At 62.1% G+C, this 26,655-nt stretch carries 19 protein-coding genes, 1 rRNA gene and 1 pseudogene; 16 read left to right on the forward strand and 5 right to left on the reverse strand.

Annotated features, from left to right (window positions below; translation table 11 throughout):
- Positions 1-190 precede the first annotated feature (190 nt).
- The 7 genes from rrf (at position 191) to J1G34_RS24850 (ending at position 12,091) form a co-directional block, all read left to right on the forward strand.
- Positions 191-306: ribosomal RNA gene (gene rrf / locus J1G34_RS24820) — 5S ribosomal RNA — on the forward strand.
- Positions 307-441: 135 nt separating this feature from the next.
- A complete protein-coding gene (gene recC / locus J1G34_RS24825; RefSeq protein WP_222994780.1) occupies positions 442-3,894 on the forward strand; it encodes an exodeoxyribonuclease V subunit gamma in 3,453 nt (1,150 codons plus the stop codon).
- Positions 3,891-7,562 (forward strand): exodeoxyribonuclease V subunit beta, encoded by a 3,672-nt coding sequence (recB, locus tag J1G34_RS24830; protein ID WP_222994781.1) that lies wholly within the window; start codon positions 3,891-3,893, stop codon positions 7,560-7,562. The genes recC and recB overlap by 4 nt, the downstream gene beginning before the upstream one ends.
- Complete coding sequence (gene recD / locus J1G34_RS24835; protein ID WP_222994782.1) at positions 7,559-9,628, forward strand: exodeoxyribonuclease V subunit alpha; 2,070 nt, start codon at positions 7,559-7,561, stop codon at positions 9,626-9,628. Before recB ends, recD begins: the two co-directional genes overlap by 4 nt.
- A gap of 141 nt (positions 9,629-9,769) precedes the next feature.
- Positions 9,770-10,336 (forward strand): YfiR family protein, encoded by a 567-nt coding sequence (locus J1G34_RS24840; protein ID WP_065883482.1) that lies wholly within the window; start codon positions 9,770-9,772, stop codon positions 10,334-10,336.
- Positions 10,333-11,595 (forward strand): diguanylate cyclase domain-containing protein, encoded by a 1,263-nt coding sequence (locus J1G34_RS24845; RefSeq protein ID WP_065883483.1) that lies wholly within the window; start codon positions 10,333-10,335, stop codon positions 11,593-11,595. Before J1G34_RS24840 ends, J1G34_RS24845 begins: the two co-directional genes overlap by 4 nt.
- Positions 11,596-11,599: 4 nt before the next feature.
- A complete protein-coding gene (locus J1G34_RS24850; protein WP_222994783.1) occupies positions 11,600-12,091 on the forward strand; it encodes an OmpA family protein in 492 nt (163 codons plus the stop codon).
- Positions 12,092-12,265: 174 nt separating this feature from the next.
- Here J1G34_RS24850 and J1G34_RS24855 read toward each other — a convergent pair.
- Positions 12,266-12,352: pseudogene (locus J1G34_RS24855) on the reverse strand (DUF3077 domain-containing protein); the annotation flags it as partial.
- Between the two features lie 149 nt (positions 12,353-12,501).
- Positions 12,502-13,449, reverse strand: a complete 948-nt coding sequence (locus J1G34_RS24860; RefSeq protein WP_065893672.1) for a LysR family transcriptional regulator — start codon at positions 13,447-13,449, stop codon at positions 12,502-12,504.
- A 124-nt stretch (positions 13,450-13,573) separates the two neighbouring features.
- Between J1G34_RS24860 and J1G34_RS24865 the strand changes: the two genes are divergently transcribed.
- Together J1G34_RS24865 and mmsB are read left to right on the forward strand one after the other, a co-directional pair.
- Positions 13,574-15,091: a CoA-acylating methylmalonate-semialdehyde dehydrogenase gene (locus J1G34_RS24865; RefSeq protein WP_065937168.1), complete on the forward strand. Its 1,518-nt coding sequence runs from the start codon at positions 13,574-13,576 to the stop codon at positions 15,089-15,091.
- A gap of 16 nt (positions 15,092-15,107) precedes the next feature.
- Positions 15,108-15,995 (forward strand): 3-hydroxyisobutyrate dehydrogenase, encoded by an 888-nt coding sequence (mmsB, locus tag J1G34_RS24870; protein ID WP_065896459.1) that lies wholly within the window; start codon positions 15,108-15,110, stop codon positions 15,993-15,995.
- A gap of 188 nt (positions 15,996-16,183) precedes the next feature.
- On the opposite strand, the gene J1G34_RS24875 is transcribed toward mmsB, so the two are convergent.
- Positions 16,184-16,528, reverse strand: coding sequence for a cupin domain-containing protein (locus tag J1G34_RS24875; protein ID WP_010206533.1), 345 nt, complete (start codon positions 16,526-16,528; stop codon positions 16,184-16,186).
- Between the two features lie 370 nt (positions 16,529-16,898).
- Here J1G34_RS24875 and kynB point away from each other — a divergent pair, with 370 nt between their 5' ends.
- Both kynB and kynA read left to right on the forward strand, forming a co-directional pair.
- Positions 16,899-17,549: an arylformamidase gene (kynB, locus tag J1G34_RS24880; protein ID WP_222994784.1), complete on the forward strand. Its 651-nt coding sequence runs from the start codon at positions 16,899-16,901 to the stop codon at positions 17,547-17,549.
- Complete coding sequence (gene kynA / locus J1G34_RS24885) at positions 17,546-18,418, forward strand: tryptophan 2,3-dioxygenase (protein ID WP_065893669.1); 873 nt, start codon at positions 17,546-17,548, stop codon at positions 18,416-18,418. The genes kynB and kynA overlap by 4 nt, the downstream gene beginning before the upstream one ends.
- Positions 18,419-18,617: 199 nt before the next feature.
- On the opposite strand, the gene J1G34_RS24890 is transcribed toward kynA, so the two are convergent.
- The gene (locus tag J1G34_RS24890) at positions 18,618-20,018 is read right to left on the reverse strand and encodes an amino acid permease (protein WP_065893668.1); all 1,401 of its coding nucleotides are present in this window, start codon (positions 20,016-20,018) and stop codon (positions 18,618-18,620) included.
- Between the two features lie 196 nt (positions 20,019-20,214).
- Positions 20,215-20,688: an Lrp/AsnC family transcriptional regulator gene (locus J1G34_RS24895; RefSeq protein WP_065883506.1), complete on the reverse strand. Its 474-nt coding sequence runs from the start codon at positions 20,686-20,688 to the stop codon at positions 20,215-20,217.
- Between the two features lie 144 nt (positions 20,689-20,832).
- On the opposite strand from J1G34_RS24895, the gene kynU reads away from it, so the two are divergent.
- The 5 genes from kynU to J1G34_RS24920 all read left to right on the forward strand — a co-directional run bounded on the left by kynU (position 20,833) and on the right by J1G34_RS24920 (position 26,436).
- A complete protein-coding gene (kynU, locus tag J1G34_RS24900) occupies positions 20,833-22,083 on the forward strand; it encodes a kynureninase (protein WP_122463131.1) in 1,251 nt (416 codons plus the stop codon).
- Positions 22,084-22,292: 209 nt separating this feature from the next.
- Entirely contained in the window at positions 22,293-23,699 is a 1,407-nt protein-coding gene (locus tag J1G34_RS24905) for an amino acid permease (RefSeq protein WP_222994785.1), read from the forward strand.
- Positions 23,700-23,745: 46 nt separating this feature from the next.
- On the forward strand, positions 23,746-24,513 hold the full coding sequence (locus J1G34_RS24910; RefSeq protein ID WP_065893665.1) for a sulfite exporter TauE/SafE family protein: 768 nt from the start codon (positions 23,746-23,748) through the stop codon (positions 24,511-24,513).
- A gap of 29 nt (positions 24,514-24,542) precedes the next feature.
- Entirely contained in the window at positions 24,543-25,439 is an 897-nt protein-coding gene (locus J1G34_RS24915; RefSeq protein ID WP_122560441.1) for a LysR substrate-binding domain-containing protein, read from the forward strand.
- A gap of 103 nt (positions 25,440-25,542) precedes the next feature.
- A complete protein-coding gene (locus J1G34_RS24920) occupies positions 25,543-26,436 on the forward strand; it encodes an NAD-dependent epimerase/dehydratase family protein (protein ID WP_122463126.1) in 894 nt (297 codons plus the stop codon).
- Positions 26,437-26,655: the final 219 nt, after the last annotated feature.

Consider the following 26,655-nt stretch of genomic DNA (forward strand, 5'->3'; position numbering starts at 1 on the left):
AACCAATACTAATTGCCCGTGAGGCTTGACCATATAACACCCAAGCAATTTGACTACTCTAACGAGCATCAGATTGCGGTGTGTGAAGACGAGATGAACCGAAAGTTCGACACTCACAAAACACCGACAGCTGTCACATACCCAATTTGCTGAAGCGAGGCCACATGGCCACGACTCAGTACCCGAATTTCTTGACGACCATAGAGCATTGGAACCACCTGATCCCATCCCGAACTCAGTAGTGAAACGATGCATCGCCGATGGTAGTGTGGGGTTTCCCCATGTGAGAGTAGGTCATCGTCAAGATTAAATTCCGAAACCCCAATTGCGAAAGCAGTTGGGGTTTTGTTTTGGGCGCTTGAAAAGTATCAAGGCGCTCATGGCAATGGTCTTCAGTGCTAAAGTCCAAGCCTCGATTTTTGCTTTTCCAAGGAAACCGTTATGCCGGGTGCGACGTCCCTCAGCGCAGGATTCATGGTGGTTCACGGTAACCGCCTGGACGAGTTGCGCAGCCTGGTAGTCAGCTGGATGCGTCGTTATCCCCTGGCGCCCCTGGAAAATGAAATTGCTCTGGTCCAAAGCAATGGCATCGCTCAATGGCTCAAGCTTGCCCTGGCCGAAGATCCGCAGGAAGACGACATGGGGGGCTGTGGCATCGCCGCGGCAATCGATGTGCAATTGCCCGGCAGTTTCATGTGGCAGCTCTATCGCATGGTGCTGGGTCGTGACGAAATCCCCCCCAAGTCTCTGCTGGATAAGGCCCCGCTGACATGGCGACTCATGCGTCTGCTCCCGGAGCTTATCGATCAGCCCCATTTCGAGCCGTTGCAACGCTTCCTGACCCACGACACCGACCTGCGCAAACGCTACCAGCTTGCCGAGCGGCTGGCCGACTTGTTCGACCAATACCAAGTGTATCGCGCCGATTGGCTGGAAGACTGGGCGGCGGGGCGCCATCAATTACGCAACGGCCGTGGCGAATCCAAACCCCTCAACCCCGCCAACCGTTGGCAGGCTGAATTATGGCGCGCGTTGCTGCTCGACGTCGGGGAGCAGGGCATGGCCGAGAGCCGTGCCGGCGTTCATCAGCGGTTTATCGAACTCATCAACACACTCGAGCAAGCGCCGCCCGGCTTGCCTTCCCGCGTGATTGTTTTCGGCATTTCATCGCTGCCCGCCCAGGCGCTTGAAGCACTGGCGGGCCTGGCTCGTTTCAGCCAAGTGTTGCTGTGCGTGCACAACCCTTGCCGCCATCATTGGTCGGACATCGTGGCCGACAAAGACCTGCTGCGTAACGAATACAAGCGCCAGGCGCGCAAAGCGGGCATGCCCGTCACCATTGATCCTCACACCTTGCACCAGCACGCTCACCCGCTGCTCGCCGCCTGGGGCAAGCAGGGGCGTGACTACATCAGCCTGTTGGACAGTTATGACGACCCCAACAGCTACCGCGCCGCCTTCCGTGATGGTCGTATCGACCTGTTCAGCGAGAGCCAACCCACCACGCTGCTCAACCAGCTTCAGGACGACATCCTGGAGTTGCGCCCACTCGATGAAACCCGTGAGTTCTGGCCGGCGGTCGATCTGACACGCGACGCATCCATTCGCTTTCACATCGCCCACAGCGCCCAACGCGAAGTGGAGATTCTCCACGACCAATTACTCCAACGTTTCAGCGCCGACCCCACGTTGCGCCCTCGGGACATCATCGTCATGGTCCCCGACGTCGACAGCTATGCACCGCACATTCGCGCGGTGTTCGGTCAACTGGAAAGAAACGACCCACGCTTTATTCCGTTCACCCTGACAGACCAGGGGCAACGTGGTCGTGACCCGCTGTTGATCGCGGTCGAGCATCTGCTCAAACTCCCCGACAGCCGTTTCCCTGTCAGCGAAATTCTCGACCTGTTGGATGTGCCGGCCCTGCGCGAACGTTTCGCCATCAATGAGCGCGACCTGCCTACACTGCATCGCTGGATTGAAGGCGCGGGCATCCGCTGGGGGCTCAACGCCGAACAGCGTGCGGGCCTGGGGCTGCCCGCAGAACTTGAGCAGAACAGCTGGCGATTCGGCCTGCGGCGGATGCTGCTGGGCTACGCCGTCGGCACGGGTGTGGCGTGCGAAGGCATCGAGCCTTACGACGAGATCGGTGGGCTTGATGCGGCGCTGATTGGTCCACTGGTCGCCTTGCTCGATGCCTTGAATGACGCGCACCAGGCGCTGTCGCAACCCGCACCTCCCCACGTGTGGGGCGAGCGTCTGCAACGCTTGATGCAACTGTTTTTCCTGCCCGGCAGCGAGCACGATGACTACCTGCTTGGCCAGCTTGAACAGTTAAGAGAGACGTGGCTGGAAACCTGTGAATCCGTCGGCCTGCAGGATGAATTACCGCTCACCGTGGTCCGTGAGGCCTGGTTGGCCGGGCTCGACCAGGGCCGCCTGTCCCAGCGCTTCCTGGCGGGCGCGGTCAATTTTTGTACCTTGATGCCCATGCGCGCGATCCCGTTCAAGCTGGTCTGCCTGCTCGGCATGAATGATGGCGACTACCCGCGTGCCCAGCCGCCACTGGACTTTGACCTGATGGGCAGCGACTACCGTCCCGGCGATCGTTCACGCCGTGAAGACGATCGCTACCTGCTGCTCGAAGCCCTGCTGTCCGCGCGCGACCAGCTCTACATCAGCTGGGTCGGCCGCAGCATCCGCGACAACAGCGATCGCCCGGCCTCGGTGCTGATCGGCCAACTGCGCGACCACCTCGCCAGTGGCTGGCATAACGCCCAAAGCGCCGAACCCCTGATCGACGCAATGACCCAGGAACACCCGCTCCAACCGTTCAGCGCCCGCTACTTCCATGAAGGCGACCCGCTGTTCAGTTACGCTCGCGAATGGCAGTTGCTGCATGAGGCCCCAGCCGCACTGGTGCACGACCACGCGCTGGCACCGCACCACCAGGAAGAGCCCCTGAGCCTCGGCCAGTTACAGGATTTCCTGCGCAATCCGGTCAAACATTTCTTCAGCCAGCGTCTGAAAGTGTTCTTTGAAGCCGCCGAAGTACCGCTGGCCGACGAAGAACCCTTCGTGCTCGACGCACTGCAACGCTACACCCTCAGCGACAGTCTGCTCAACGCAGCACTGGCCCGGCCCGACCAGCTTGATCAGGCGCTCAACGCCCAAGCCTTGCGCCTGCAAGGCAGTGGCCTGCTGCCGATGGTCGGCTTCGGCGAATGCCTGCGCAACGAGCTGATCGAGCCATTGCCGGACCTGTTGCAGCGCTATCAGCACCTGCTGGCGCTCTGGCCAACCCCAGACATTGGCGCGCAACCGATCAGTTTCGCGTACCAGGGCATTCAGCTCGAAGGCTGGATCAGCGGCCTGCACCGGCGCGGTGACGGCGGTTTGTTAAGCGTGACCACCATCCCCAACAGCATCGGCTCGATCAAGACGCGCAAGTGGCACCGCCTGATCCGCCCCTGGGTCAATCATGTGGTCGCCTGTGCCTGTGGCGTGCCGTTGAGCACCGGCCTGGTAGCCAGTGACGACACCTTGCTGCTGGCCCCGTTGGACACTGCCACCGCTCAGAGCCTCCTCGGTGACTTGCTGCTTGCCTGGCACATCGGCATGAGCAAACCGCTGCCCGTCGCGGTAAAGACCGCCTTTGCCTGGCTCGGCCAGACCGATCCGGCCAAAGCTCACGCCGCTGCCAGCAAAGCCTACGAGGGCGACGGTATCACCACCGATGGCGAACGCCGCGAAACGCCTGCGCTCACTCGCCAGTTCCCCAACTACGCCACGCTGGTCGCCAGCGAAGAGTTCGAAGGCTGGTGCGAAACCTTGTATCGCCCCCTGCTCAACACCCCCTGGCGCTCACTGTCCAGCGAGGAGGCCGGCGCATGACCAGTAAACCCCTGGCCCTGGCCTTTCCGCTCAAAGGCAGCCAGCTGATTGAAGCCAGCGCCGGCACCGGCAAAACTTTCACGATTTCGGCCCTGTACCTGCGGCTGGTGCTCGGCAACGGTGGCGATGAGTCCGGTTTCGGCCGTGAACTGCTACCGCCGCAAATCCTCGTGGTGACCTTCACCGACGCCGCCACCAAGGAGCTGCGTGAACGTATCCGTATCCGTCTGGCGGAGGCCGCGCGGTTTTTCCGTGACGAAATCGAGCAGCCCGACGCCTTGATCGCTGACCTGCGTCACCAATACCCCAGTGAACAATGGCCCGCCTGCGCCAATCGGCTGGACATCGCCGCGCAGTGGATGGACGAGGCAGCCGTCTCGACGATTCACAGTTGGTGCCAGCGCATGCTGCGCGAACACGCGTTCGACAGCGGCAGCCTGTTTACCCAGACCCTGGAAACCGACCACAGCGACTTGCTCGGTGAAGTGCTGCGCGACTACTGGCGCCTGTTCTGCTACCCGATGCATGACGATGCGCTCAACTGGGTGCGCAACAACTGGGGCGGCCCGGCCGCGTTGATGCCACGGGTGCGCGCGCTGTTCGGCAGTGAGCGGCCGGCCGAAGACAGCCGCGAGCCCGCAGAGATAATCGCTGCCTGCCTGCAAGAGCGTCGCGAGGCACTGACCAACATCAAGGCACCCTGGCAACAATGGGCCGTCGAGTTGCGTGATCTGTGCCTGCAAGCCGTGGCCGCCAAAGCGGTCGATGGACGCAAAATGCAGGCGCGTTATTTCGAGCCCTGGTTTGAAAAAATCAGTGCCTGGGCCGCCGATGAAACCCTGGAACAACTGGATATTGGCACCGGCTTTACCCGGCTGACTCCCGAGGGTATGGCCGAAGCCTGGAAAGGCGAGCCGCCACGGCATCCCGGCATCGACGCGATGGCCGGTCTGAAAGCGGCCCTTGACGCACTGCCCACCCCGGACGCCGCGGTGTTGCAACACGCCGCCGCCTGGGTGGGCAAGCGCTTCGAAGAAGAGAAGCGGCGTCGCGCTGAAATGGGCTTCGACGACATGCTGATCCGCCTCAACGCCGCGCTCCAGGCCGACGGCGGCGAGCGCCTCGCCAGCGTGATCCGCGAGCAATTCCCGGTGGCCTTGATCGATGAATTCCAGGACACCGACCCGGTGCAATACAGCATCTTCGACAGCATTTACCGTATCGAAGAAAACCACCTGGACAGCGGCCTGTTCCTGATCGGCGACCCCAAGCAGGCGATCTACGCCTTCCGGGGCGCGGACATCTACACCTACCTGCGCGCTCGGCAATCCACCACCGGTCGCCACCACACGTTGGGCACCAACTTCCGCTCCAGCCACGCCATGGTCGAAGCGGTAAACCACCTGTTCCAGCGCGCGGAAACCGGCCGCGGCGCGTTCCTGTTTCGTGAGCCCGACGGCCGTAACCCGGTGCCGTTCCATCCGGTGCTGTCCCAAGGCCGCAAAGAACAGCTGCAGGTCGACGGCCAGACGCTGCCGGCAATGAACCTTTGGCATTTAGCCACCGACCAACCGATTTCCAATGTGCTGTATCGCCAGCAACTGGCGGCTGCTTGCGCCACGCAGATCGTCGAATTGCTTAACGGTGGGCAGCAGGGCAGCGCAGGCTTTGCCAGAGACGACACGTTCAAAGGCGTGCTGCCGTCAGACATCGCCATCCTCGTGCGAGACGGCAAGGAAGCCCAGGCCGTGCGCGCCGAGTTGGCGGCACGGGGCGTGCGCAGCGTGTACCTGTCGGACAAGGACTCGGTCTTCGCCGCCCAGGAAGCCCACGATCTGCTGGCCTGGCTCAAGGCCTGCGCCGAGCCGGACGTCGAGCGCCCGCTGCGCGCGGCCCTGGCCTGTGTCACCTTGAACCTGTCACTGACGGAACTGGAGCGTCTGAACCAGGATGAACTGGCGTGGGAAAGCCGCGTGATGCAGTTCCGGGGCTACCGCTCGATCTGGCGCTCCCAAGGCGTGCTGCCGATGCTGCGTCGCCTGCTGCATGACTTCAAGCTGCCGCAAACCCTGATCGCCCGCAGCGATGGCGAACGTGTGCTGACCAACCTGCTGCACCTCAGTGAGCTGCTGCAACAGGCCGCGTCGGAACTGGACGGCGAACAGGCATTAATTCGCCATCTTGCCGAGCACCTGGCGCTGTCGGGCCAGGCCGGTGAAGAACAGATCCTGCGCCTGGAAAGTGACGAGCAATTGGTCAAGGTGGTGACGATCCACAAATCCAAGGGCCTGGAATACGACCTGGTGTTCCTGCCCTTCATCTGCTCGACCAAACCGGTGGACGGCACGCGCTTGCCGCTGCACTACCACGACGCGCAGGGCAAATCCCACGTCAGCCTGCGGCCCACGGCTGAGTTGATCGCCCAGGCCGATGATGAGCGCCTGGCCGAAGACCTGCGCTTGCTGTACGTCGCCTTGACCCGCGCCAAACACGCCTGCTGGCTGGGCATCGCCGACCTCAAGCGTGGCAACAGCAGCAGCTCCGTGCTGCACCTGTCGGCGCTGGGCTATCTGCTGGGCGCCGGTGCGCCGCTGGGTGAGTCCGCCGGCCTGGCGCGCTGGTTGCTGGATGTGCAGCAGGGCTGCCCGGCCATCAGCTATGCCCAGGTGCCGCCAGCGCAAGACATCGTGTTCCACCCCCCGCGCAACGAAGCGACCTTGCTGGCTCCGCTTTTGCCCAAACGCAAGGCGGCGGAGAACTGGTGGATTGCGTCCTACAGCGCCTTGCGCATTGGCGACAGTATGAGCGCCGCCAGTCTCGAAGCGCCTGAAAGCCCGCAGGCGCAGAAGCTGTTCGATGACGAACGCCTTGATCCCGACGCACCGCGTGAAGTGGTGGCGTCCGGCGGCGATATTCATCGATTCCCACGCGGTCCGAATCCAGGGACCTTCCTTCACGGCTTGTTGGAGTGGGCCGGTGACGAAGCATTCAACGTCAGCCTCGAGGCCATTGAAAAAGCCGTCGGGGCGCGTTGCAATCGGCGCAATTGGGAAGGCTGGATCGTCACCCTCAGCGCCTGGCTTGACCACTTGCTGCACGCGCCGCTGCCTCTGTACGACGACCGGGTCAGTCTCAGCGCGCTGACGCACTACCAGATCGAAATGGAATTCTGGTTCGCCAGCCATAAAGTCGACGTGCTCGCCCTCGACAAACTGGTGTGCCAGCACACCCACCGCGGCGTCTCACGCGTGGCGGCCGAACCGGTGTTGCTCAACGGCATGTTCAAAGGCTTTATCGACCTGACCTTCGAGCACGATGGCCGTTATTACGTGGCTGACTACAAATCCAACTGGCTCGGGCCTGACGATTCGGCCTACACCATGGACGCCATGGAACAGTCGATCCTCGAGCATCGGTACGACCTGCAATATGTACTTTACCTGCTGGCCCTGCATCGCCAACTCAAGGCGCGCCTGCCGGATTACGACTACGAACGCCACGTCGGCGGCGCCCTCTACCTGTTCCTGCGCGGAACGCAGTCGGTGACCCAGGGCGCGTACTTCACCCGGCCGCCGCGTGAGCTGATCGAAGGGCTGGACCTGTTGTTCCAGGGCAAGCCTGTCCCGCCAAAAGCCGAGCCCGCCTGGGAACAAGGAGTGCTGCTATGAGCCTGTCGCCGCTGCTGCTGGAGGAACTGTCGCCGCTCAGTCGCGCCGCCGACCTGGTGCAACTGCTGGAGCGCTGGGTCGACCGTGGCTGGTTGCGGGCCCTGGACAGAGCCTTCGTCGGCTTCCTGCACGAGCTTGATCCACAGGCCGATCCCCTGGTGCTGCTGGCGGCGGCATTGACCAGTCACCAATTGGGTCACGGCCATGTATGCCTCGACCTGTTCGAAACCCTGCAGGCGCCGGATTTTGCCCTGTCGCTGCCGCCCGAAGGCGACCTGCAGACCGGCGCGATGCTGCTGCCGTCGCAATTGCTCGAGGGGCTGGACGGCGCCCACTGGTGTCATGTCCTGGCCACCAGCCGTTTGGTCGCGCCGGCGTTCGATGACAGTGAGTCGGCGCGGAGCCGCCCGTTGGTGCTGTCCGGCACACGCCTCTATCTACGCCGCTATTGGGCTTATGAACGGCGCATCGACAGTGCCTTGCGCCTGCGGCTGGCCAGCCACGAAAGCGTCGCCGCCGATTTGCCGCAGCGCCTGAATGGTTTGTTCGATCAACCGGCGCCCGATGGCGTGATCGACTGGCAAAAACTCGCCTGTGCCCTGGCCACCCGGGGCGCATTCAGTATCGTCACCGGCGGCCCCGGCACCGGCAAGACCACCACCGTGGTGCGCCTGCTCGCGCTGTTGCAGGCGCCTGCCGTGGAAAGCGGCAATCCCCTGCGCATCCGCCTGGCCGCGCCCACCGGTAAAGCCGCCGCGCGTCTCACCGAATCCATCAGCCAGCAAGTGCTGTCGCTGAAAGTGCCCGACAGCGTGCGCGAAAAAATCCCCACCCAGGTCACCACGGTTCACCGGTTGCTGGGCAGCCGCCCGGGCACTCGGCACTTCCGTCACCACGTCGGCAACCCGTTACCGCTGGATGTGCTGGTGGTGGACGAAGCGTCGATGATCGATCTGGAAATGATGGCCAACCTGCTCGACGCTTTGCCGCCCCATGCTCGCCTGGTGCTGCTGGGTGACAAGGACCAGCTTGCGTCGGTGGAGGCGGGCGCGGTGCTCGGTGATCTGTGTCGCGATGCCGAGGCCGGCTGGTACAGCCCGGCCACCCGCCAATGGCTGCAGGCGGTCAGCGCCGAAGACCTCGGCAACAGCGGCTTGCAGGAAGACCTCGACGGCAGTCATCCGCTGGCCCAGCAGGTGGTGATGCTGCGCTACTCGCGTCGCTTCGGCGAGGGCAGCGGCATCGGCCAGCTGGCGCGCTGGGTCAACCAGCAGAACGCTGAGCAAGCGCGCGCGCTGTTGGCCGCGCGCAGTCATGACGACTTGTTCTGTCTCAGCCTCAAGGGCGAGCATGATCACGCGCTTGAGCGCCTGGTGCTGGACGGGCAGGGCGAAGGTGCCCAGGGCTATCGCTATTACCTGAACCTGCTGCAGTCGGCGCGTCCTGCGCCGCAGACCCCGCGTGACGATCACGCCTGGACCCACTGGGCGCAACAACTGCTGCAAGCCTTCGACGCGTTCCAGTTGCTCTGCGCCGTACGCAAAGGTCCCTGGGGCGTCGAAGGGCTGAACCTGCGCATCACCGCCGCCCTGCGCAAGGTGCGGCTGATCGAGGGCGACGAGCAGTGGTATGAAGGGCGCCCGGTGCTGATGACCCGTAACGACTACGGCCTGGGCCTGATGAACGGGGATATCGGTATCGCCCTGAAATTGCCCGAGAGCGACGGCGGCGCTCAGGTGCTGCGCGTGGCTTTCCCGCGCAATGACGGCCAGGGTGGCGTGCGCTTCGTGCTGCCCAGCCGGCTCAACGATGTGGAAACCGTCTATGCCATGACCGTGCACAAATCCCAGGGGTCGGAGTTCACCCATACCGCGCTGATCCTGCCGGACGCGTTGAACCCGGTACTGACCAAAGAACTGATCTACACCGGTATCACCCGCGCCAAACGCTGGTTCAGCCTGATCGAACCCCGTGCCGGCGTCTTTGAAGAAGCCGTACGGCGCCGGGTCAAACGCTTGAGCGGGCTGATGCTGGAGCTGGACGCCACGCCCGAAGAAGCTGACTGAACGGTCATGCGATATTTTTGATTCAGATGTCTGATTTTTCTGAAAAAATACTCAGCACTTTGGAAAGCCTCGCGTCATGGGTTTTCCGCTGCTGTGCTATCGTTGCGGCATCACCATCGAATTTCTTGAGAGAATTGCTGCATGAACGTGGCTGTCTCGCTCTCAGAGCGCAGTTTGAGCTGGAGACGCCTGTTGCAGGTTGCGGTGCTATGCCTGCTCGCTCCACAGGCCTGGGCTCAAACGCCCAGTTTGGCCGAGCAGCGCGCCCAGACGGTCACCCAGGTCGTGCTGGGGATTCTCAGTTATGCCCGTTGGCCGGTGGAGCCTGTGCAACTGCGCTTGTGCATCGTCGGGCCCACCCAGTACACCGACGACCTGATCAAGGGCACTACCCAGGCCACCGGCCGACCGGTGGCAGTGCGACGCTTGCTGGCCAACCATCCGGACATCGTCAGTGCCTGCGACGCCGTCTACATCGGCAAACTCAGCGCTGACGAACGCACCGCGTTGTTTGCTTCATTGATCGGCCATCCGGTGCTCAGCATCAGCGAAGGCGGCGATCAATGCACCGTGGGCAGCCTGTTCTGCCTGCGGGTGAGTGATGCGCAAGTGTCGTTTGAGGTGAACCTGGATTCCGTTGCCCGCAGTGGCGTACGCATTCACCCCAGCGTGCTGCAACTGTCGCGCCGTCGAGCGCCGACGCCATGAGGCCGGCCAAGACGCGACCGACCCTGAGGTCGGTCATCGGCAGAGGGCACATGATCCTGGCCCTGGTGGCGGTGGCGCTGGCCAGTGTGTCCCTGACCCTGCTCGGCGTGCTGGCGCTGCGGGTGTACGCCGAACACAACCTGCACTTGATCGCACGCTCGATCAATTACACCGTGGAAGCGGCTGTGGTGTTCGACGACAGCGCCGCCGCCACTGAAGCCTTGAGCCTGATCGCTTCGACCGAAGAGGTGGCCCAGGCCGAAGTCTTTGATGCCAGTGGCAAGCTGCTGGCGCAGTGGGTGCGGCCGAACAACGGGATGTTGTCGCGGGTTGAACTCGAACTGGCGCATGCCTTGCTCGAGCAACCCATCAGCCAGCCGATCCTTCACCAGGGGCAAACGGTCGGCAGTATCCACCTGACCGGTCATGGCGGCAGCCTGTTGCGCTTCCTGCTCAGCGGCCTGGCGGGCATTGTGATCTGTACCGCGCTCAGTGCCTGGGTGGCGCTGCACCTGGCGCGGCGTCTGTTGAATGGCATCACCGGGCCGCTGCAAAGCCTTGCCGCCGTGGCCCACGCCGCCCGCAGCGAGCGCGACTTCGACCGCCGCGTGCCCCCGGCCCAGATCGCCGAACTCGACAGCCTGGGCAGCGACTTCAATGCCCTGTTGGGCGAAATGGAGGCCTGGCAAAGTCATCTGCAAAGCGAAAACGAAACCCTCGCGCACCAGGCCAGCCACGACAGCCTCACCGGCCTGCCCAACCGTGCATTCTTCGAAGGCCGGTTGATTCGAGCCTTGCGCAGCGCCGCCAAGGTCAACGAACGGGTAGGTGTGCTGTTTCTCGACAGCGATCGTTTCAAAGACATCAACGACAACTTCGGCCACGCCGCCGGCGATGCCGTACTGGTGGCCGTTGCCGAGCGCGTGCGGGCACAGCTGCGCGAAGATGACCTGGTGGCGCGCCTGGGCGGCGACGAATTCGCCGTCCTGCTGGCGCCGCTGAACAAAATCGAAGATGCGCAACGCATTGCCGACAAGATCATTGCCAGCATGGACCAACCGATCCCGCTGCCCGGCAACACCCAGGTCTTGACCTCCCTCAGTATCGGCATCGCCATTTATCCGGATCATGGCGCCACGCCCGGCACCCTGCTCAATGCCGCCGATGTGGCGATGTACCAAGCCAAGCGGCTGTCTTCGGGCAGTCAGCAAACGGCGGAGCCTGTGCACTCTGTCGTCAATGTCCAGCACAGGAGTTAATCCCTTGTTCTCTCACCCTCGCGTTCTATTTATCAGCTTGCTTCTCGCCTGCCTGGCCCTCGGCGGCTGCCAGACCCCGCCGCCCAAAGGCCTGAGCCAGGCACAAGTGGCCGTGCTCAAGCAGCAGGGTTTCGAGCTGACGGACGAAGGCTGGGCCTTCGGCTTGTCTGGCAAAGTGCTGTTTGGCAGCGACGTCGAAACCCTCAACAAGCCCAGCACCGACATCGTCGAGCGCATCGGCAAGGCCCTGGTGGGCGCAGGCATCGAACGCGTACGCGTCGACGGCCACACCGACGCGTCGGGCAAGGAACTCTACAACAAGGCCTTGTCCCTGCGCCGTGCTGAAAGTGTGGGCAAGGTGCTGAGCAGCGTGGGCATGAAACAACAAAACATCCAACTGCGCGGCCTGGGCAGCAGCGAGCCGGTGGCGGAAAATACAACGGCGGCGGGGCGCACCGAAAATCGACGCGTGTCGATTGTGGTCATCGCGGACTAAGGCCCTTCAGCCGCCTCAACTTGAAATACGATCCAATGTGGGAGGGGGCTTGCCCCCGATAGCAGTGTGTCAGCCCATAGATTTGGTAACTGACACTCCGCCATCGGGGGCAAGTCGAATCGTCGCACCGCCCCTCCCACATTTGTGCAGCGGTGTGCTTAAGACTGTGTTCGCTCAACGGCTCGGCGTCATCGCCTGCGTCAAGTCATCCACCACCGCCTTGCCCATCTCACACAGATAATGCGCGGCCCACCCGTATTGCGCTCTCAACCTGAAATGCAATCCATTGTGGGAGGGGGCTTGCCCCCGATAGCAGTGTGTCAGCCAATACATCTGGTAACTGACACTCCGCCACCGGGGGCAAGTCGAATCGTCGCACCGCCCCTCCCACAGTTGTCCGCGCGGCGCATTCAGTCTGCAAAGCGCATCTCCCGCGTCTCCCCCATCAACAACCCCTGATTCTGCTCCGTCACCTCCCGGATGTAATCCCACAACAACGTAATCCGCTTCAACTTCCTCAAATCCTCTCGGCAATACATCCAGAACTGCCGCGTAAGCGCAATCTGCTCCCCCAGCACCGGCAGCAGTCGCGGATCCTGCGCCGCCAAAAAACACGGCAATATCGCCATCGACCGGCCCTGCTGCGCCGCGACGTATTGCGCAATCACACTGGTACTGCGCAGGCTGGCGCTGGCGCCCGGTACTACGTTCGCCAGGTACAGCAACTCCGAGCTGAACGCCAGGTCATCCACGTAGCTGATAAACGGATGCTCGGCCAGATCCGTCGGGCGTTGGATCGGCGGGTGTTGGTCGAGGTAGTCCTGTGTGGCGTACAGCTGCAGTTTGTAATCGCACAGTTTGCAGCACACGTACGGGCCGTGTTCCGGGCGTTCCAGGGCGATGACGATGTCGGCTTCGCGCTTGGACAGGCTGATGAAGTGCGGCAGGGGCAGGATGTCCACCGAGATCGCCGGATAAGTATCGACGAAGTGGCTCAGTTGCGGGGTGACGAAGAAGCTGCCGAAGCCCTCGGTACAGCCCATGCGCACATGGCCGGACAGCGCCACGCCGGAGCCGGAGACTTGTTCGCACGCCATGTGCAGAGTGCTTTCGATGGATTCGGCGTAACCCAGCAAACGCTGGCCCTCGGCGGTCAGGACAAAACCGTTGGTCCGGGATTTTTCGAACAGCAGGGTGCCGAGCGACACTTCCAGCGAGCTGATGCGCCGCGACACCGTGGTGTAGTCAACCGCCAGGCGCTTGGCGGCGACACTGGCCTTGCGGGTGCGGGCCACTTCGAGAAAAAACTTCAGGTCGTCCCAGTTCAGGGAGCCCAGTGATGTGATGTTTTTTTGCATATTGGACCGGATTTTATGTGCGTTCTTATTAGAGATTTGCACATCTATACTCCAAAAACAGTCCGAACGCCTCCTTCTTCAAGGCGATTCACTCTCTGCATAACAACAAGATCCGGAGACCCTCATGAACGCATCTGCCGATATTTCCGTACAACAGGTCAAGTTGCTGATCAACGGCGAGTGGGTCGAGTCCAAGACCACCGAATGGCAAGACATCGTCAACCCGGCTACCCAGCAAGTGCTGGCCAAAGTCCCGTTCGCCACGGCCGATGAGGTCAACGCGGCCATCGATGCGGCCCATCGCGCCTTCCAGACCTGGAAGCTGACGCCGATCGGCGCGCGCATGCGCATCATGCTCAAGCTGCAAGCCTTGATCCGCGAACATTCCAAGCGCATTGCCGTGGTCCTCAGCAACGAGCAGGGCAAGACCATTGCCGATGCCGAGGGCGATATTTTCCGTGGCCTGGAAGTGGTGGAGCACGCCTGTTCCATCGGCACCCTGCAAATGGGCGAATTCGCTGAAAACGTCGCTGGTGGCGTCGATACCTACACGCTGCGCCAACCCATCGGCGTGTGCGCCGGTATCACTCCGTTCAACTTCCCGGCGATGATTCCGCTGTGGATGTTCCCGATGGCCATTGCGTGCGGGAATACCTTCGTCCTGAAACCGTCAGAGCAAGACCCGCTGTCGACCATGCTGCTGGTGGAGCTGGCGCTGGAAGCCGGTGTGCCGGCTGGCGTGCTTAACGTGGTGCACGGCGGCAAGGACGTGGTGGATGCGCTGTGCACCCACAAAGACATCAAGGCCGTGTCCTTCGTCGGCTCGACCGCCGTGGGCACCCACGTTTATGACCTGGCCGGCAAGCACGGCAAGCGCGTGCAATCGATGATGGGCGCCAAGAACCACGCGGTGGTGCTGCCGGATGCCAACCGCGAACACACCCTCAATGCCCTGGTCGGTGCCGGTTTCGGCGCGGCGGGCCAACGTTGCATGGCCACCTCGGTGGTGGTGCTGGTGGGCGCGTCCAAGCAATGGCTGCCGGACCTCAAGGCACTGGCGCAAAAGCTCAAGGTCAACGCCGGCAGCGAGGCGGGTACGGATGTGGGCCCGGTGATCTCCAAGCGCGCCAAGGCACGCATTCTGGAGCTGATCGAAAGCGGCGTGAAAGAAGGCGCCACGCTGGAGCTGGACGGCCGCGACATCAAGGTGCCGGGCTTCGAGCAAGGCAACTTTGTCGGCCCGACCCTGTTCTCGGGCGTGACCACCGACATGCGCATTTACACCGAAGAAATCTTCGGCCCGGTGCTGGTGGTGCTGGAGGTCGACACGCTCGATCAAGCCATTGCGCTGGTCAACGCCAACCCGTTCGGCAACGGCACCGGCCTGTTCACCCAGAGCGGCGCGGCGGCGCGCAAGTTCCAGAGTGAAATCGATGTAGGCCAGGTCGGCATCAACATTCCGATCCCGGTGCCGGTGCCGTTTTTCAGCTTCACCGGCTCCCGTGGTTCCAAGCTGGGTGACCTGGGCCCGTACGGCAAGCAAGTGGTGCAGTTCTACACCCAGACCAAGACCGTCACCAGCCGCTGGTTCGATGACGACACGGTCAACGATGGCGTCAACACCACCATCAACCTGCGCTGAGACCTGGGAGACGACCATGAAGATTGCATTTATCGGCCTGGGCAACATGGGCGCGCCCATGGCCCGCAACCTGATCAAGGCCGGGCACGCGCTGAACCTGTTCGACCTGAACCAGACCGTGCTCCAGGAGCTGGCCGAGTTGGGCGGCCACATCAGCGACTCCCCGCGTGACGCGGCCCAGGGCGCTGAATTGGTGATCACCATGCTGCCGGCCGCCGCCCATGTGCGCAGTGTGTGGCTGAATGAAGACGGTGTGCTCGCCGGCATCGGCAGCGGCATTCCCGCCGTGGATTGCAGCACCATCGACCCACAGACCGCCCGCGATGTCGCCGCTGCCGCCGCCCGGCAAGGCGTGGTGATGGCTGACGCTCCGGTGTCCGGCGGCACCGGCGGGGCGCAAGCCGGCACGCTGACCTTTATGGTCGGCGCCACGCCTGAACTGTTCGCCACCCTGCAACCGGTGCTGGCGCAGATGGGCCGCAACATCGTGCACTGCGGCGAGGTGGGCACGGGGCAAATCGCCAAGATCTGCAACAACCTGCTGCTGGGCATCAGCATGGTCGGCGTCAGTGAGGCGATGGCCCTGGGCGATGCACTGGGCATCGACACGCAGGTGCTGGCCGGCATCATCAACAGCTCGACCGGGCGCTGCTGGAGTTCGGACACCTACAATCCATGGCCGGGCGTGATTGAAACTGCGCCGTCGTCGCGCGGTTACACCGGCGGTTTTGGCGCCGACCTGATGCTCAAGGACCTGGGCCTGGCCACCGAAGCGGCGCGCCAGGCAAAACAGCCGGTGATCCTCGGTGCGGTGGCCCAGCAGTTGTATCAATCGATGAGCCAGCGTGGGGAAGGGGGTAAGGACTTTTCGGCGATCATTAACAGCTATCGCAAGCCTGAATGATGGGGTGAGTGGAGTTGAGGCAATAAGGTCTACTGTAGGAGCGAGCTTGCTCGCGAAGAACTCACAGACGCCGCGTGCATCCAGGAAACACGCGTTATCGTTGACGTATTTCGCGAGCAAGCTCGCTCCTACAAACGATGTCGGGCGAGCCCGTTCACCGTAGGAAAGCCGCTTGCTGTAGAGATGGCTCAAGCAAACACAAAATACTTACGCACCGTCTCCACCACCTCCCACGTCCCCTTCATCCCGGGCTCCACCACAAAGATATCCCCAGCCCGCAGGTGAATCGGCTCCAAGCCTTCCGGCGTGATGATGCAATAGCCTTCCTGGAAGTGGCAGTACTCCCATTTCACGTAGTCCACGTACCACTTGCCCGGCGTGCAGATCCAGGTGCCCATGATCTTGCTGCCGTCTTCGCTGGTGTAGGCGTTGAGGTTGACGGTGTGCGGGTCGCCTTCGAGCTTTTCCCATTTGCAGGCATCCAGGACCGGCAAGGGATGGGTGTCGCGCAGTACGGTGATGGGCTTGGACATGATGACTCCGAGGCAAGGGAATAAGAGTCGAACCCTATAGCGTCGCAGCGGGGGCTGATGGTCTGGACTCGACATCGGTATGCCCAGAAGCGCAGCCTAATACGAAGCGCGGTCAATGTGGGAGGGGGCTTGCCCCCGATGGCGGCGTGTCAGCCAACTTCTGATTGACTGGCCCACTGCTATCGGGGGCAAGCCCCCTCCCACATTGATTGCCGGTGGCATCGCCACTGTGTTCAGAGGCGGTTCTGCGCGTAAATCAGCGACTTTCTCGCAGTAACTGCGAAAGAACTCCCCGTTCACGCCAGAATTCGCAAGAAAATTCACGTCCGGCCCTCGTATCATTCACCCAGGAATGAGTGAGAGCCGTGAAATGAACCCAATAAAAACGTGGTGGGATATCAGCCCGCCCTTGAGTGCGGCGACCCCGACCTGGCCGGGCGATACGCCGTTCCAGGAAGAGCGCGTGTGGCAGTTCGGGCCGCAGTGCCCGGTGAATGTGGGGCGTGTGACGCTGTCGCCGCACACCGGCGCCCATGTGGATGCGCCGCTGCATTACAGCGCCGACGGCGCGCCGATTGGCGAGGTGTCGTTGGACGTGTACATGGGCCCGTGCCGAGTGTTGTACTGCCTGGGCAGCGGTGCCCTGGTGCAACCGCATCAACTGCAGGGGCGTGTGGATAACCTGCCCGAGCGCGTGCTGCTGCGCACTTATCCACAAGCCCCCCTGACGCAATGGGATTCAGACTTCACGGCCATCGCCCCGCAAACCATCGAGCTGCTGGCCGGCCTCGGCGTGCGCCTGATCGGGATCGACACGCCCTCCCTGGACCCGCAACAGTCCAAGACCATGGACTCGCACAACGCCGTGGCGCGCCATGGCATGGCGATCCTCGAAGGCATCGTGCTCGACGACGTACCGGAGGGCGACTATGAACTGATCGCGCTGCCGCTGCGTTTCGCCAACCTGGACGCCAGCCCGGTCCGCGCAATCCTGCGCCCGCTTTTGGAGCCCACGCGATGAGCCAGTGTCCCTTTTCTCCAGAATATAAGCCTGCCGATTACCGACCCCCGGAGGAATGGCACAACGCCGAACTGAATTTTTCCGAGTCCATGAGCTACGGCGATTACCTGGACCTGGGCAAAGTCCTCAGCGCCCAGCACCCGCTGTCACCGGACCACAACGAAATGCTCTTCATCATCCAGCACCAGACCTCTGAGCTGTGGATGAAACTGATGCTGCACGAACTCAAGGCGGCCCGCGACCATGTGCGCCTCGGTGAGTTGCCGCCGGCGTTCAAGATGCTGGCGCGGGTCTCGCGGATCTTCGATCAACTGGTGCACGCCTGGGCGGTGCTGGCGACCATGACGCCGTCGGAGTACAAGGCGATCCGCCCGTTCCTGGGGCAGTCGTCGGGGTTCCAGTCGTTCCAGTACCGCGAGATCGAATTCATTCTCGGCAACAAGAGCCCGGCGCTGCTGCGGCCCCACGCCCATCGCCCGGAGTTGCTGCAGCAATTGCAGGTGGCGATTGCCACGCCGTCGTTGTATGACGAGGCGGTAAACCTGATGGTCAAGGCGGGGCTGGCGATTGATCCCCAGCGCGCCGAACGCGACCCAACGGCGGCAACGGTGCACGATGAGTCGGTAGAAGCGGCCTGGCGCGAGGTGTATCGCGATCCGAGTCGTTACTGGGATCTGTATCAATTGGCCGAGAAGTTTATCGACCTGGAAGATTCATTCCGCCAGTGGCGCTTCCGGCATGTCACCACGGTGGAGCGGATCATCGGCTTCCAGCCGGGTACCGGTGGCACCGAAGGCGTGGGGTATTTGCGCAAGATGCTCGACACGGTGCTGTTCCCCGAACTGTGGCGAGTGCGTTCCACGCTCTAAACAAAAGCCCCGGACTACCGGGGCTGATCGTTCCCACGCTCTGCGTGGGAATGTAGCTTTGGACGCTCTGCGTCCGCTTCCAGAGTCGCGACGCGGAGCGTCACAGGATGCATTCCCACGCGGAGCGTGGGAACGATCAACATTAGCCATATCAGTGGCTGACACGCTGCAATCGGGGGCAAGCCCCCTCCCACATGGGTTACTGCGCTGTCACGACCTTCGCGTTTCGGACTCGCAACCGATACGCCACATAGATAATCCCCACCCACACCGGCATCGCATACACCGACTCACGAATATCCGGGATCGCCAGCATCACACTGATGATCACTAGCATGAACGCCAGGCACAGGTAGTTGCTGAACGGGAACCAGAAGGTCTTGAACGACGGCGTCACGCCTTGCTCGCCCATGGCCTTGCGGAACTTGATGTGGGTGATGCTGATCAGCGCCCAGTTGATCATCAGCGAGGCAACCACCAATGCGAACAGCAATTCCAGGGCACTCTTCGGCGCAACGTAGTTGACCACCACGCACAGCAGGGTCACCAGCGCCGAAATCGCCAGCGCCCGCAATGGCACGCCTTGCTTGTTGAGCTTCATCAACGCCTTGGGTGCGTCGCCTTGCTCGGCCAGGCCGAACAGCATGCGGCTGTTGCAGTACACGCCGCTGTTGTAGACCGACAGCGCCGCGGTCAGCACCACGAAGTTGAGGATATGCGCAGCGGTGTCATTGCCGATCAGCGAGAAGATCTGCACGAACGGGCTACCGCTGTAGGGATCGCCCGACGCGCCGAGGGTTTGCAGCAGTTGGTCCCACGGGTACAGCGACAGCAGCACGGCGAGGGCGCCGACGTAGAAAATCAGGATCCGGTACACCACCTGGTTGATCGCCTTCGGGATCACCTTGCGCGGCTCGCTGGCCTCGGCGGCGGTGATGCCGACCAGCTCCAGGCCACCGAACGAGAACATGATGAACGCCATCGACATCAACAGTCCCATGCCACCGTTCGGGAAGAAACCGCCGTGGCTCCACAGGTTGCTGACCGACGCCTGTGGGCCGCCGGTACCGCTGAACAGCAGGTAGCAGCCGAGCACGATCATGCCGACAATCGCCACCACCTTGATGATCGCGAACCAGAACTCGGCTTCACCGAAGAACTTCACGTTCAGGGTGTTGATCAGGTTGACCGCGACGAAGAACACCAGCGCACTGACCCAGGTCGGGACTTCCGGCCACCAGAACTGGATGTATTTGCCCACGGCCGTCAGTTCGGCCATGCCCACCAACACGTACAGCACCCAGTAGTTCCAGCCTGCGAGAAAGCCCGCGTAACCGCTCCAGTATTTATGCGCGAAGTGGCTGAAAGATCCGGCCACCGGCTCTTCGACGATCATCTCGCCGAGCTGGCGCATGATCAGGAAGGCGATGAAACCGGCTATCGCGTAACCCAGGATCATCGACGGCCCTGCCGACTTGAGCACCCCGGCCGAGCCGAGGAACAGCCCCGTGCCAATTGCCCCTCCCAAGGCGATCAATTGAATGTGCCGGTTCTTCAGGCCGCGCTTGAGGCCCACCGGGTTTACCATGTCATCCGCCATTAACGTTCCCTTCATACTTGTTTTTCTTAAGGGTGAGTGCAGGCGCATCAGCCCCTCAGAAGTGCTGAGGGGGCAGATATTACTCTGCGTAAACTTTTCGTAATACAGCTGGACGCCATCAAGTGCCTGATCCGTGACCACCCGGACCAACCTCAGTGACGATCCGCAGCGGGCCCACGCGTTTGGCGGGCAGGGGCTATTTGCGCAGGACCAGATCCAGCACCTCATCCCGATCCTTGATTTTCTGCAGCACAATCTCCGAACGTATATCCACGACCCCCGCCGTGCGGTTGAGTTGGTTCACGATAAAGTCCGAAAAATGCTTGAGGTTGCGCGCCTGGACCCGCAGCACATAGTTGCTGGCGCCGGTGACCACATAGGCACTGGCCACCTCCGGCCAGCCCTGCACTTTCTCGATGAAGGTCTCATGCCAATCTTCCACATCCTGGCGCAAGGACAGGTGCACGATGGCCTCAAGCTCAATGCCCAGCTGCTCGGCATTGAGTACCGCCCGATAGCCGCTGACCACGCCTTCGCTTTCCAGCAGGCGCAGACGGCGCAGGCAGGCCGAGGGTGACAGCGCGACTTTTTCCGCCAGTTCCTGGTTGCTGATACGGCCATCCTGTTGCAGGAAATGCAGGAGGCGCAGGTCGGTGGCGTCAAGAATCATAATTTGAATAAATCCGCGTTTTTGGAAGTTAAATTCGAATTTCCTACAGCTTAAATAGCGCTTCACCTACCACTTTGCACGAAAATTCTCTAAAGCTTCGTTCATTATTTGGTCCATCTTCTCTTATAAAAACCAGGACAGACCATGACCACCCGAAGCCATTGCCAAGCCCTCGACGTCCAGGACCCGCTGGCGCCTTTGCGCGATCAGTTCGCCTTGCCGGCGGGCGTCATCTACCTCGACGGTAATTCCCTCGGCGCGCGTCCGCTGGCCTCGCTGGCGCGGGCGCAACAGGTGATCGCCGAGGAATGGGGCAACGGCCTGATTCGCAGTTGGAACAGTGCCGGATGGGCGGACCTGTCCCTGCGCCTGGGCAATCGCCTGGCACCGCTGATCGGCGCCGGCGAGGGCGAAGTGGCGGTGACCGATACCACGTCCATCAACCTGTTCAAGGTGCTCAGCGCGGCGCTGAGCGTACAGCGCGAGCGTGCGCCGGCGCGCAAGGTGATCGTCAGCGAAGCGAGCAATTTTCCCACCGACCTGTACATCGCCGAGGGCCTCGCCGAGCTGCTGCAACAGGGTTATGTGCTGCGCCTGGTCAACAGCCCGGACGAACTGCCCCGCGCCATCGACCAGGATGTGGCGGTGGTGATGCTCACCCACGTCAACTACAAGAGCGGCTATATGTATGACATGCACGCGCTCACCGCCTTGAGCCATGAGTGCGGCGCGTTGAGCCTCTGGGACCTGGCGCATTCGGCCGGTGCCGTGCCCATCGACCTGCACGCGGCCGGGGCCGATTATGCGATTGGCTGCACCTACAAATACCTCAATGGCGGCCCGGGCTCCCAGGCGTTCGTGTGGGTCAACCCCGCGTTGGTGGACCTGGTGCGCCAGCCGCTGTCGGGCTGGTTCGGGCATACCCGTCAGTTTGCGATGGAGTCCAACTACGCGCCGAGTGCCGGCATCGCCCGCTACCTGTGCGGCACCCAGCCGATCACCTCGCTGGCCATGGTGGAATGCGGGCTGGAGATATTTGAACAGACGGACATGGCCAGCCTGCGCAGCAAATCCCTGGCGTTGACCGATTTGTTTATCGAGCGGGTCGAGGCACGCTGCGCCGTTCATGGCTTGAAGCTGATCACCCCGCGTGAACACGCCAGGCGCGGCAGTCATGTGAGTTTCGAACACCCTCAAGGGTATGCGGTGATACAGGCGCTGATCGCCCGGGGCGTGATCGGTGACTACCGTGAGCCGCACATCATGCGATTCGGTTTTACCCCGCTGTACACACGCTTTACCGACGTGTGGGATGCGGTGGAAATCCTCGGTGACATTCTCGACAACACCACCTGGGACCAGCCGCAATTCAAGGTGCGTAACAGCGTGACCTAAGAGCTTAAGCGTACCCCGCCCTCTGTAGGAGCGAGCTTGCTCGCGAAAAACTCACAGGCACCGTGTTCATTCAGGAAGCACGCGTTATCGTTGACATTTTTCGCGAGCAAGCTCGCTCCTACAGCGGGCCAGGTACGCTTGACTGACTGGCATCAGGACTTGTCATCTGTGACAACAGCAGCAATCACAATAATAAAGGGGCACGCCACGTGACCACGCCAGACAACGGCTTTGCAGAAATCACCCACCGCGAACTGGGCCTCAGGCGCCAGCTCACATCCGGGCAAATGAGCATGATCGCCATCGGCGGCGCCATTGGTACCGGGCTGTTCATGGGCAGCGCCTACGCGATTGGCTATGCCGGGCCCAGCGTATTGCTCAGCTATGCCATCGGTGCGGTGATTACCTTGATCCTGATGGGGTGCCTGGCGGAGATGACGGTGGCCCATTCCACCTCCGGCTCTTTTGGCGCCTACGCCGAGTTTTATATTGGCCCGCTGGCCGGGTTCCTGGTGCGTTATGCCTATTGGGCGGCGATTGTGCTGGCAGTCGGCGCCGAAGTGACGGCGGTGGCGATGTACATGAAGTTCTGGTTCGCCAACGTGCCGGAATGGGTATGGATCGTGTCGTTCTCCAGCGTGTTGATCCTGCTCAATGCGATCAGCGTGAAGACCTTTGGCAACTTCGAATACTGGTTCTCCACCATCAAAATCAGCGCGATCGTCGGCTTCATCATCCTGGCGGTGTACGTGGTGTTCGGCTCCGGCAACCCGGAATATGGCGTGCAGAACTACACGGCCCATGAGGGGTTTTTCCCCCATGGGTTGAGCGGTATGTGGATCGCGGTAATCGTGTCGATCTTCAGCTATCTGAGTGTGGAGATGATCGCGGTGGCTGCCGGTGAAGCGGCCGACCCGGAGCGAGCGGTGAAGAAAGCCTTTCGCGCGACCCTCGTGCGCCTGGTGGTGTTCTACCTGCTGACACTGGCCCTGATGCTGGCCATTGTGCCGTGGAACCAGGCGGGTCAGGCCCAGAGCCCGTTCGTCACAGTGATGCAGACCATCGGCATTCCCGGCGCTACCGGGGTGATGAATTTCGTGATTCTGGTCGCGGCGCTGTCGGCGATGAACAGCCAGCTCTACATCACCACGCGCATGATGTTCAGCCTGTCCCGCGCAGGGTTTGCGCCCAGGTCCATGGGCGCGTTGAGCAACAGCGGTATCCCGCTCAATGCCTTGCTGCTGTCCAGCTCCGGTATCGCCTTGGCGACCCTGCTCAATGTGCTGTACCCGGACAGTTCGTTCACGCTGATGATGGCGATCTCGATGTTCGGCGCAATTTTCACCTGGTTCATGATCTTCCTCACGCACCTGTTTTTCCGGCGCTACCGCAAACGCCACGGCGGGCCGAAGCTGTCCTTCGAGCTGCGCCTGTTTCCCTACAGCACCTTGCTGGGGCTGGTACTGATGGGCGCGGTGATGATCACCACGTATTTCACCGAGGCGTTCAGGATGACCCTGGTGTTTGGCGTGCCGTTCCTGCTGATCCTGAGCGCGGTGTATTACGGGTTTTTCCGCAAGGGCAGGGCCAGGGCATCGAACAAGGCCCTGGTATGACACCGGCTGGTGTTCGAACGACAGCAGTTGACGGCATACTCCCGGCATGATGACTTTCCTGACGTTCTATCAAAACCTCGGCCCGGCCCTGACGCTGTTGGTTGTCGGCACGTTCCTGCTGGCCGGTACGGTCAAGGGGGTGATTGGCCTCGGCCTGCCCACGGTGGCCATGGGCATGCTCGGCCTGGCTATGCTGCCGGCGCAGGCTGCGGCGTTACTGATCATTCCGTCGACAGTCACCAACCTCTGGCAACTGGCGTTGGGTGGTCACCTGAGTACCTTGCTCAAGCGCCTGTGGCCGATGTTGCTGCTGGTTGTCCTCGGTGCCGGGCTGGGCACGCTGTGGCTGGGCCTGGACGGCGGGCCGTGGGTGGTACGCGCGTTGGGCGCGGCGTTACTGGTGTATGCGCTGAGTGGATTATTCCTGCCGACCTTCAAGGTGCAACCCCGAACCGAGCGCTGGCTGGGCCCGCTGTGCGGGCTGGTCACGGGCGTCATCACGGCGGCCACCGGCGTGTTCGTGATTCCTGCGGTGCCGTACCTGCAGGCGCTAGGGTTGAGCCGCGATCAGTTGGTGCAGGCGCTGGGGCTGTCGTTCAGCGTCTCGACCCTCGCGCTGGCCGGCGGGCTCGCCTGGCGCGGCGCGCTCGGTGGCGGTGAAATCAGTGCATCGTTGTTGGCGCTGGTGCCGGCGTTGCTGGGGATGTGGTTGGGCCAGGTAGTGCGCCAGCGCATCAGTGCGCTGTGGTTCAAGCGCGGATTTTTCAGTGGTATGGCGCTATTGGGAGGCCATTTGTTGCTCAGTGGTCAATAATGAGCCCGAGCCGATAACCAGGACAGCCCGTGAAAGCCCGATCCGATGAACTACAGATTTTTGTCAGCGTGATCGAGTGCGGCTCGATTTCCGCCGCCGCCGAGCAGGTCGGCCAGACGCCGTCGGCGGTCAGCCGCACCTTGTCGCGCCTGGAGGCCAAGCTCGATACCACCCTGATCAACCGCACCACGCGGCGCATGGACTTGACCGAGGAGGGCCGGTACTTCTTCGAGCAGGCCAAGGTGATCCTGGCGCAAATGCAAGAGCTGGAAGAGCGTCTGTCGTCACGCCAGCAAAAACCGGCCGGGCGGCTGCGCATCAATGCGGCGGTGCCGTTCATGCTGCACGGGATCATGCCGTACATCGGCGAGTTTCGTGGCCTGTACCCGGATATCCAATTGGAGCTGAACAGCGACGACGTGATCATCGACCTGCTGGAGCAAAGCACCGACATTGCCATTCGTATCGGCACCCTGGCCGACTCCACCCTGCATGCCCGCGCCCTGGGCAGCACGCCGCTGCACATCCTGGCCAGCGCCGAATACCTCAAGCAACACGGCACGCCGACCACCGTCGCCGAGTTGGCCGGGCATACGTTGTTGGGGTTCACCCACACCGATACCCTCAACCATTGGCCGCTGCGCCATGCCGAAGGTGACCGCTGGCTGATCCAGCCGGGCATTGCCGCCTCCAGCGGTGAAACCGTGCGCCACCTGGCATTGGAGGGGCAGGGCATTTGCTGTCTGTCCAACTTCATGACCCACAAAGACATCGATGCCGGGCGCCTGGTGCCACTGCTGGACACCTTCAACAGTGGCTACCGCCAGCCGATCCATGCGGTGTACTACCGCAACTCCCAACTGGCGTTGCGTATCCAGTGCTTCCTGGACTTTATCCAGGCCAAGTTGGCGCGTTATGCCCGCTGATTCGTGACTGCCGCGCAAGAGTGAATTGGCCGGCACGGGGTTATTCGACGCCGGGGGCTGCTGGATACTGGGCTCATCACTTACCCAGTCAGGAGCACTCTCCATGAATGTATTCGTTACCGGCGCAGCCGGTTTTATCGGCGGTTCCATCGCCACCGGCCTGGTCAAGGCCGGGCACGCCGTCACTGGCCTGGTGCGCAGCGCCGAGCAAGCTACTGAAATGACGGCACTGGGCATCACCCCAGTAATCGGCACCCTAGATGACGCGGCGGTCTTGACCGCACAGGCGCAGCAAGCCGATGCGGTGATCAACGCCGCCAGCAGCGACCATCGCGCCGGCGTCGAAACCCTGCTGGCTGCCTTGAAAGGCTCCAACAAGCCGTTCCTGCACACCAGCGGTTCGAGCATTGTCGGCGACGCGTCGGGCGGCAAGGCCAGTGATGTCATTTACTTCGAAGACAATCTGCCGCAGCCGACCGCCGACAAGGCCCCTCGGGTGGCGATCGATAACCTGATCCTGGCCGCCGCCAGGGAGGGTGTGAATTCGGCCGTGATCTGTAACACCCTGATCTACGGTCACAGCCTGGGCGTGAAACGCGACAGCGTGCAATTGCCGCGCTTGCTCAAGCAGGCTCGCAACAGTGGTGTGGTACGTCATGTGGGGCCGGGGCAGAACATCTGGTCCAATGTGCATATCGAAGACGTGGTCGCGCTGTACCTGCTGGCGCTGACGAACAATGTGCCGGGCACGTTCTACTTCGTGGAAAGCGGCGAAGCGGCCTTTATCGACATGACCACGGCGATTGCCCAGGCGTTGAACCTGGGTGAGCCGCAGAACTGGCCATTGGCCGAGGCTGAGGCCGAGTGGGGCTATGAAATGGCCAACTACGGGCTGGGCTCCAACAGCCGAGTGCGCGGCAAGCATGCCCGTGAACGGCTGGGCTGGGTGCCGACGCGTACGTCGGTGGTGGAGTGGATTCGTCACGAGATGGTGTGATGTTCGCTTGATACCGAGGTGAGGCTATCGGGGGCAAGCCCCCTCCCACATTTGAACTGTGAGTACATTCAAAGTGTGGGAGGGGGCTTGCCCCCGATGGCGGCCTCAGGGCCGACCAGGATGTTGGACCGAGTACATATCCGTTTCTGCGGTCACGGCCACTTAGGGTTCCGCCCTGACGGCGGGTCACTTTGGAAAAGCCCCAAAGTAACCAAAGGG

It is taken from the genome of Pseudomonas sp. Wu6 (assembly GCF_019891515.1).
GTDB classification, from domain to species: Bacteria; Pseudomonadota; Gammaproteobacteria; order Pseudomonadales; family Pseudomonadaceae; genus Aquipseudomonas; species Aquipseudomonas orientalis_A.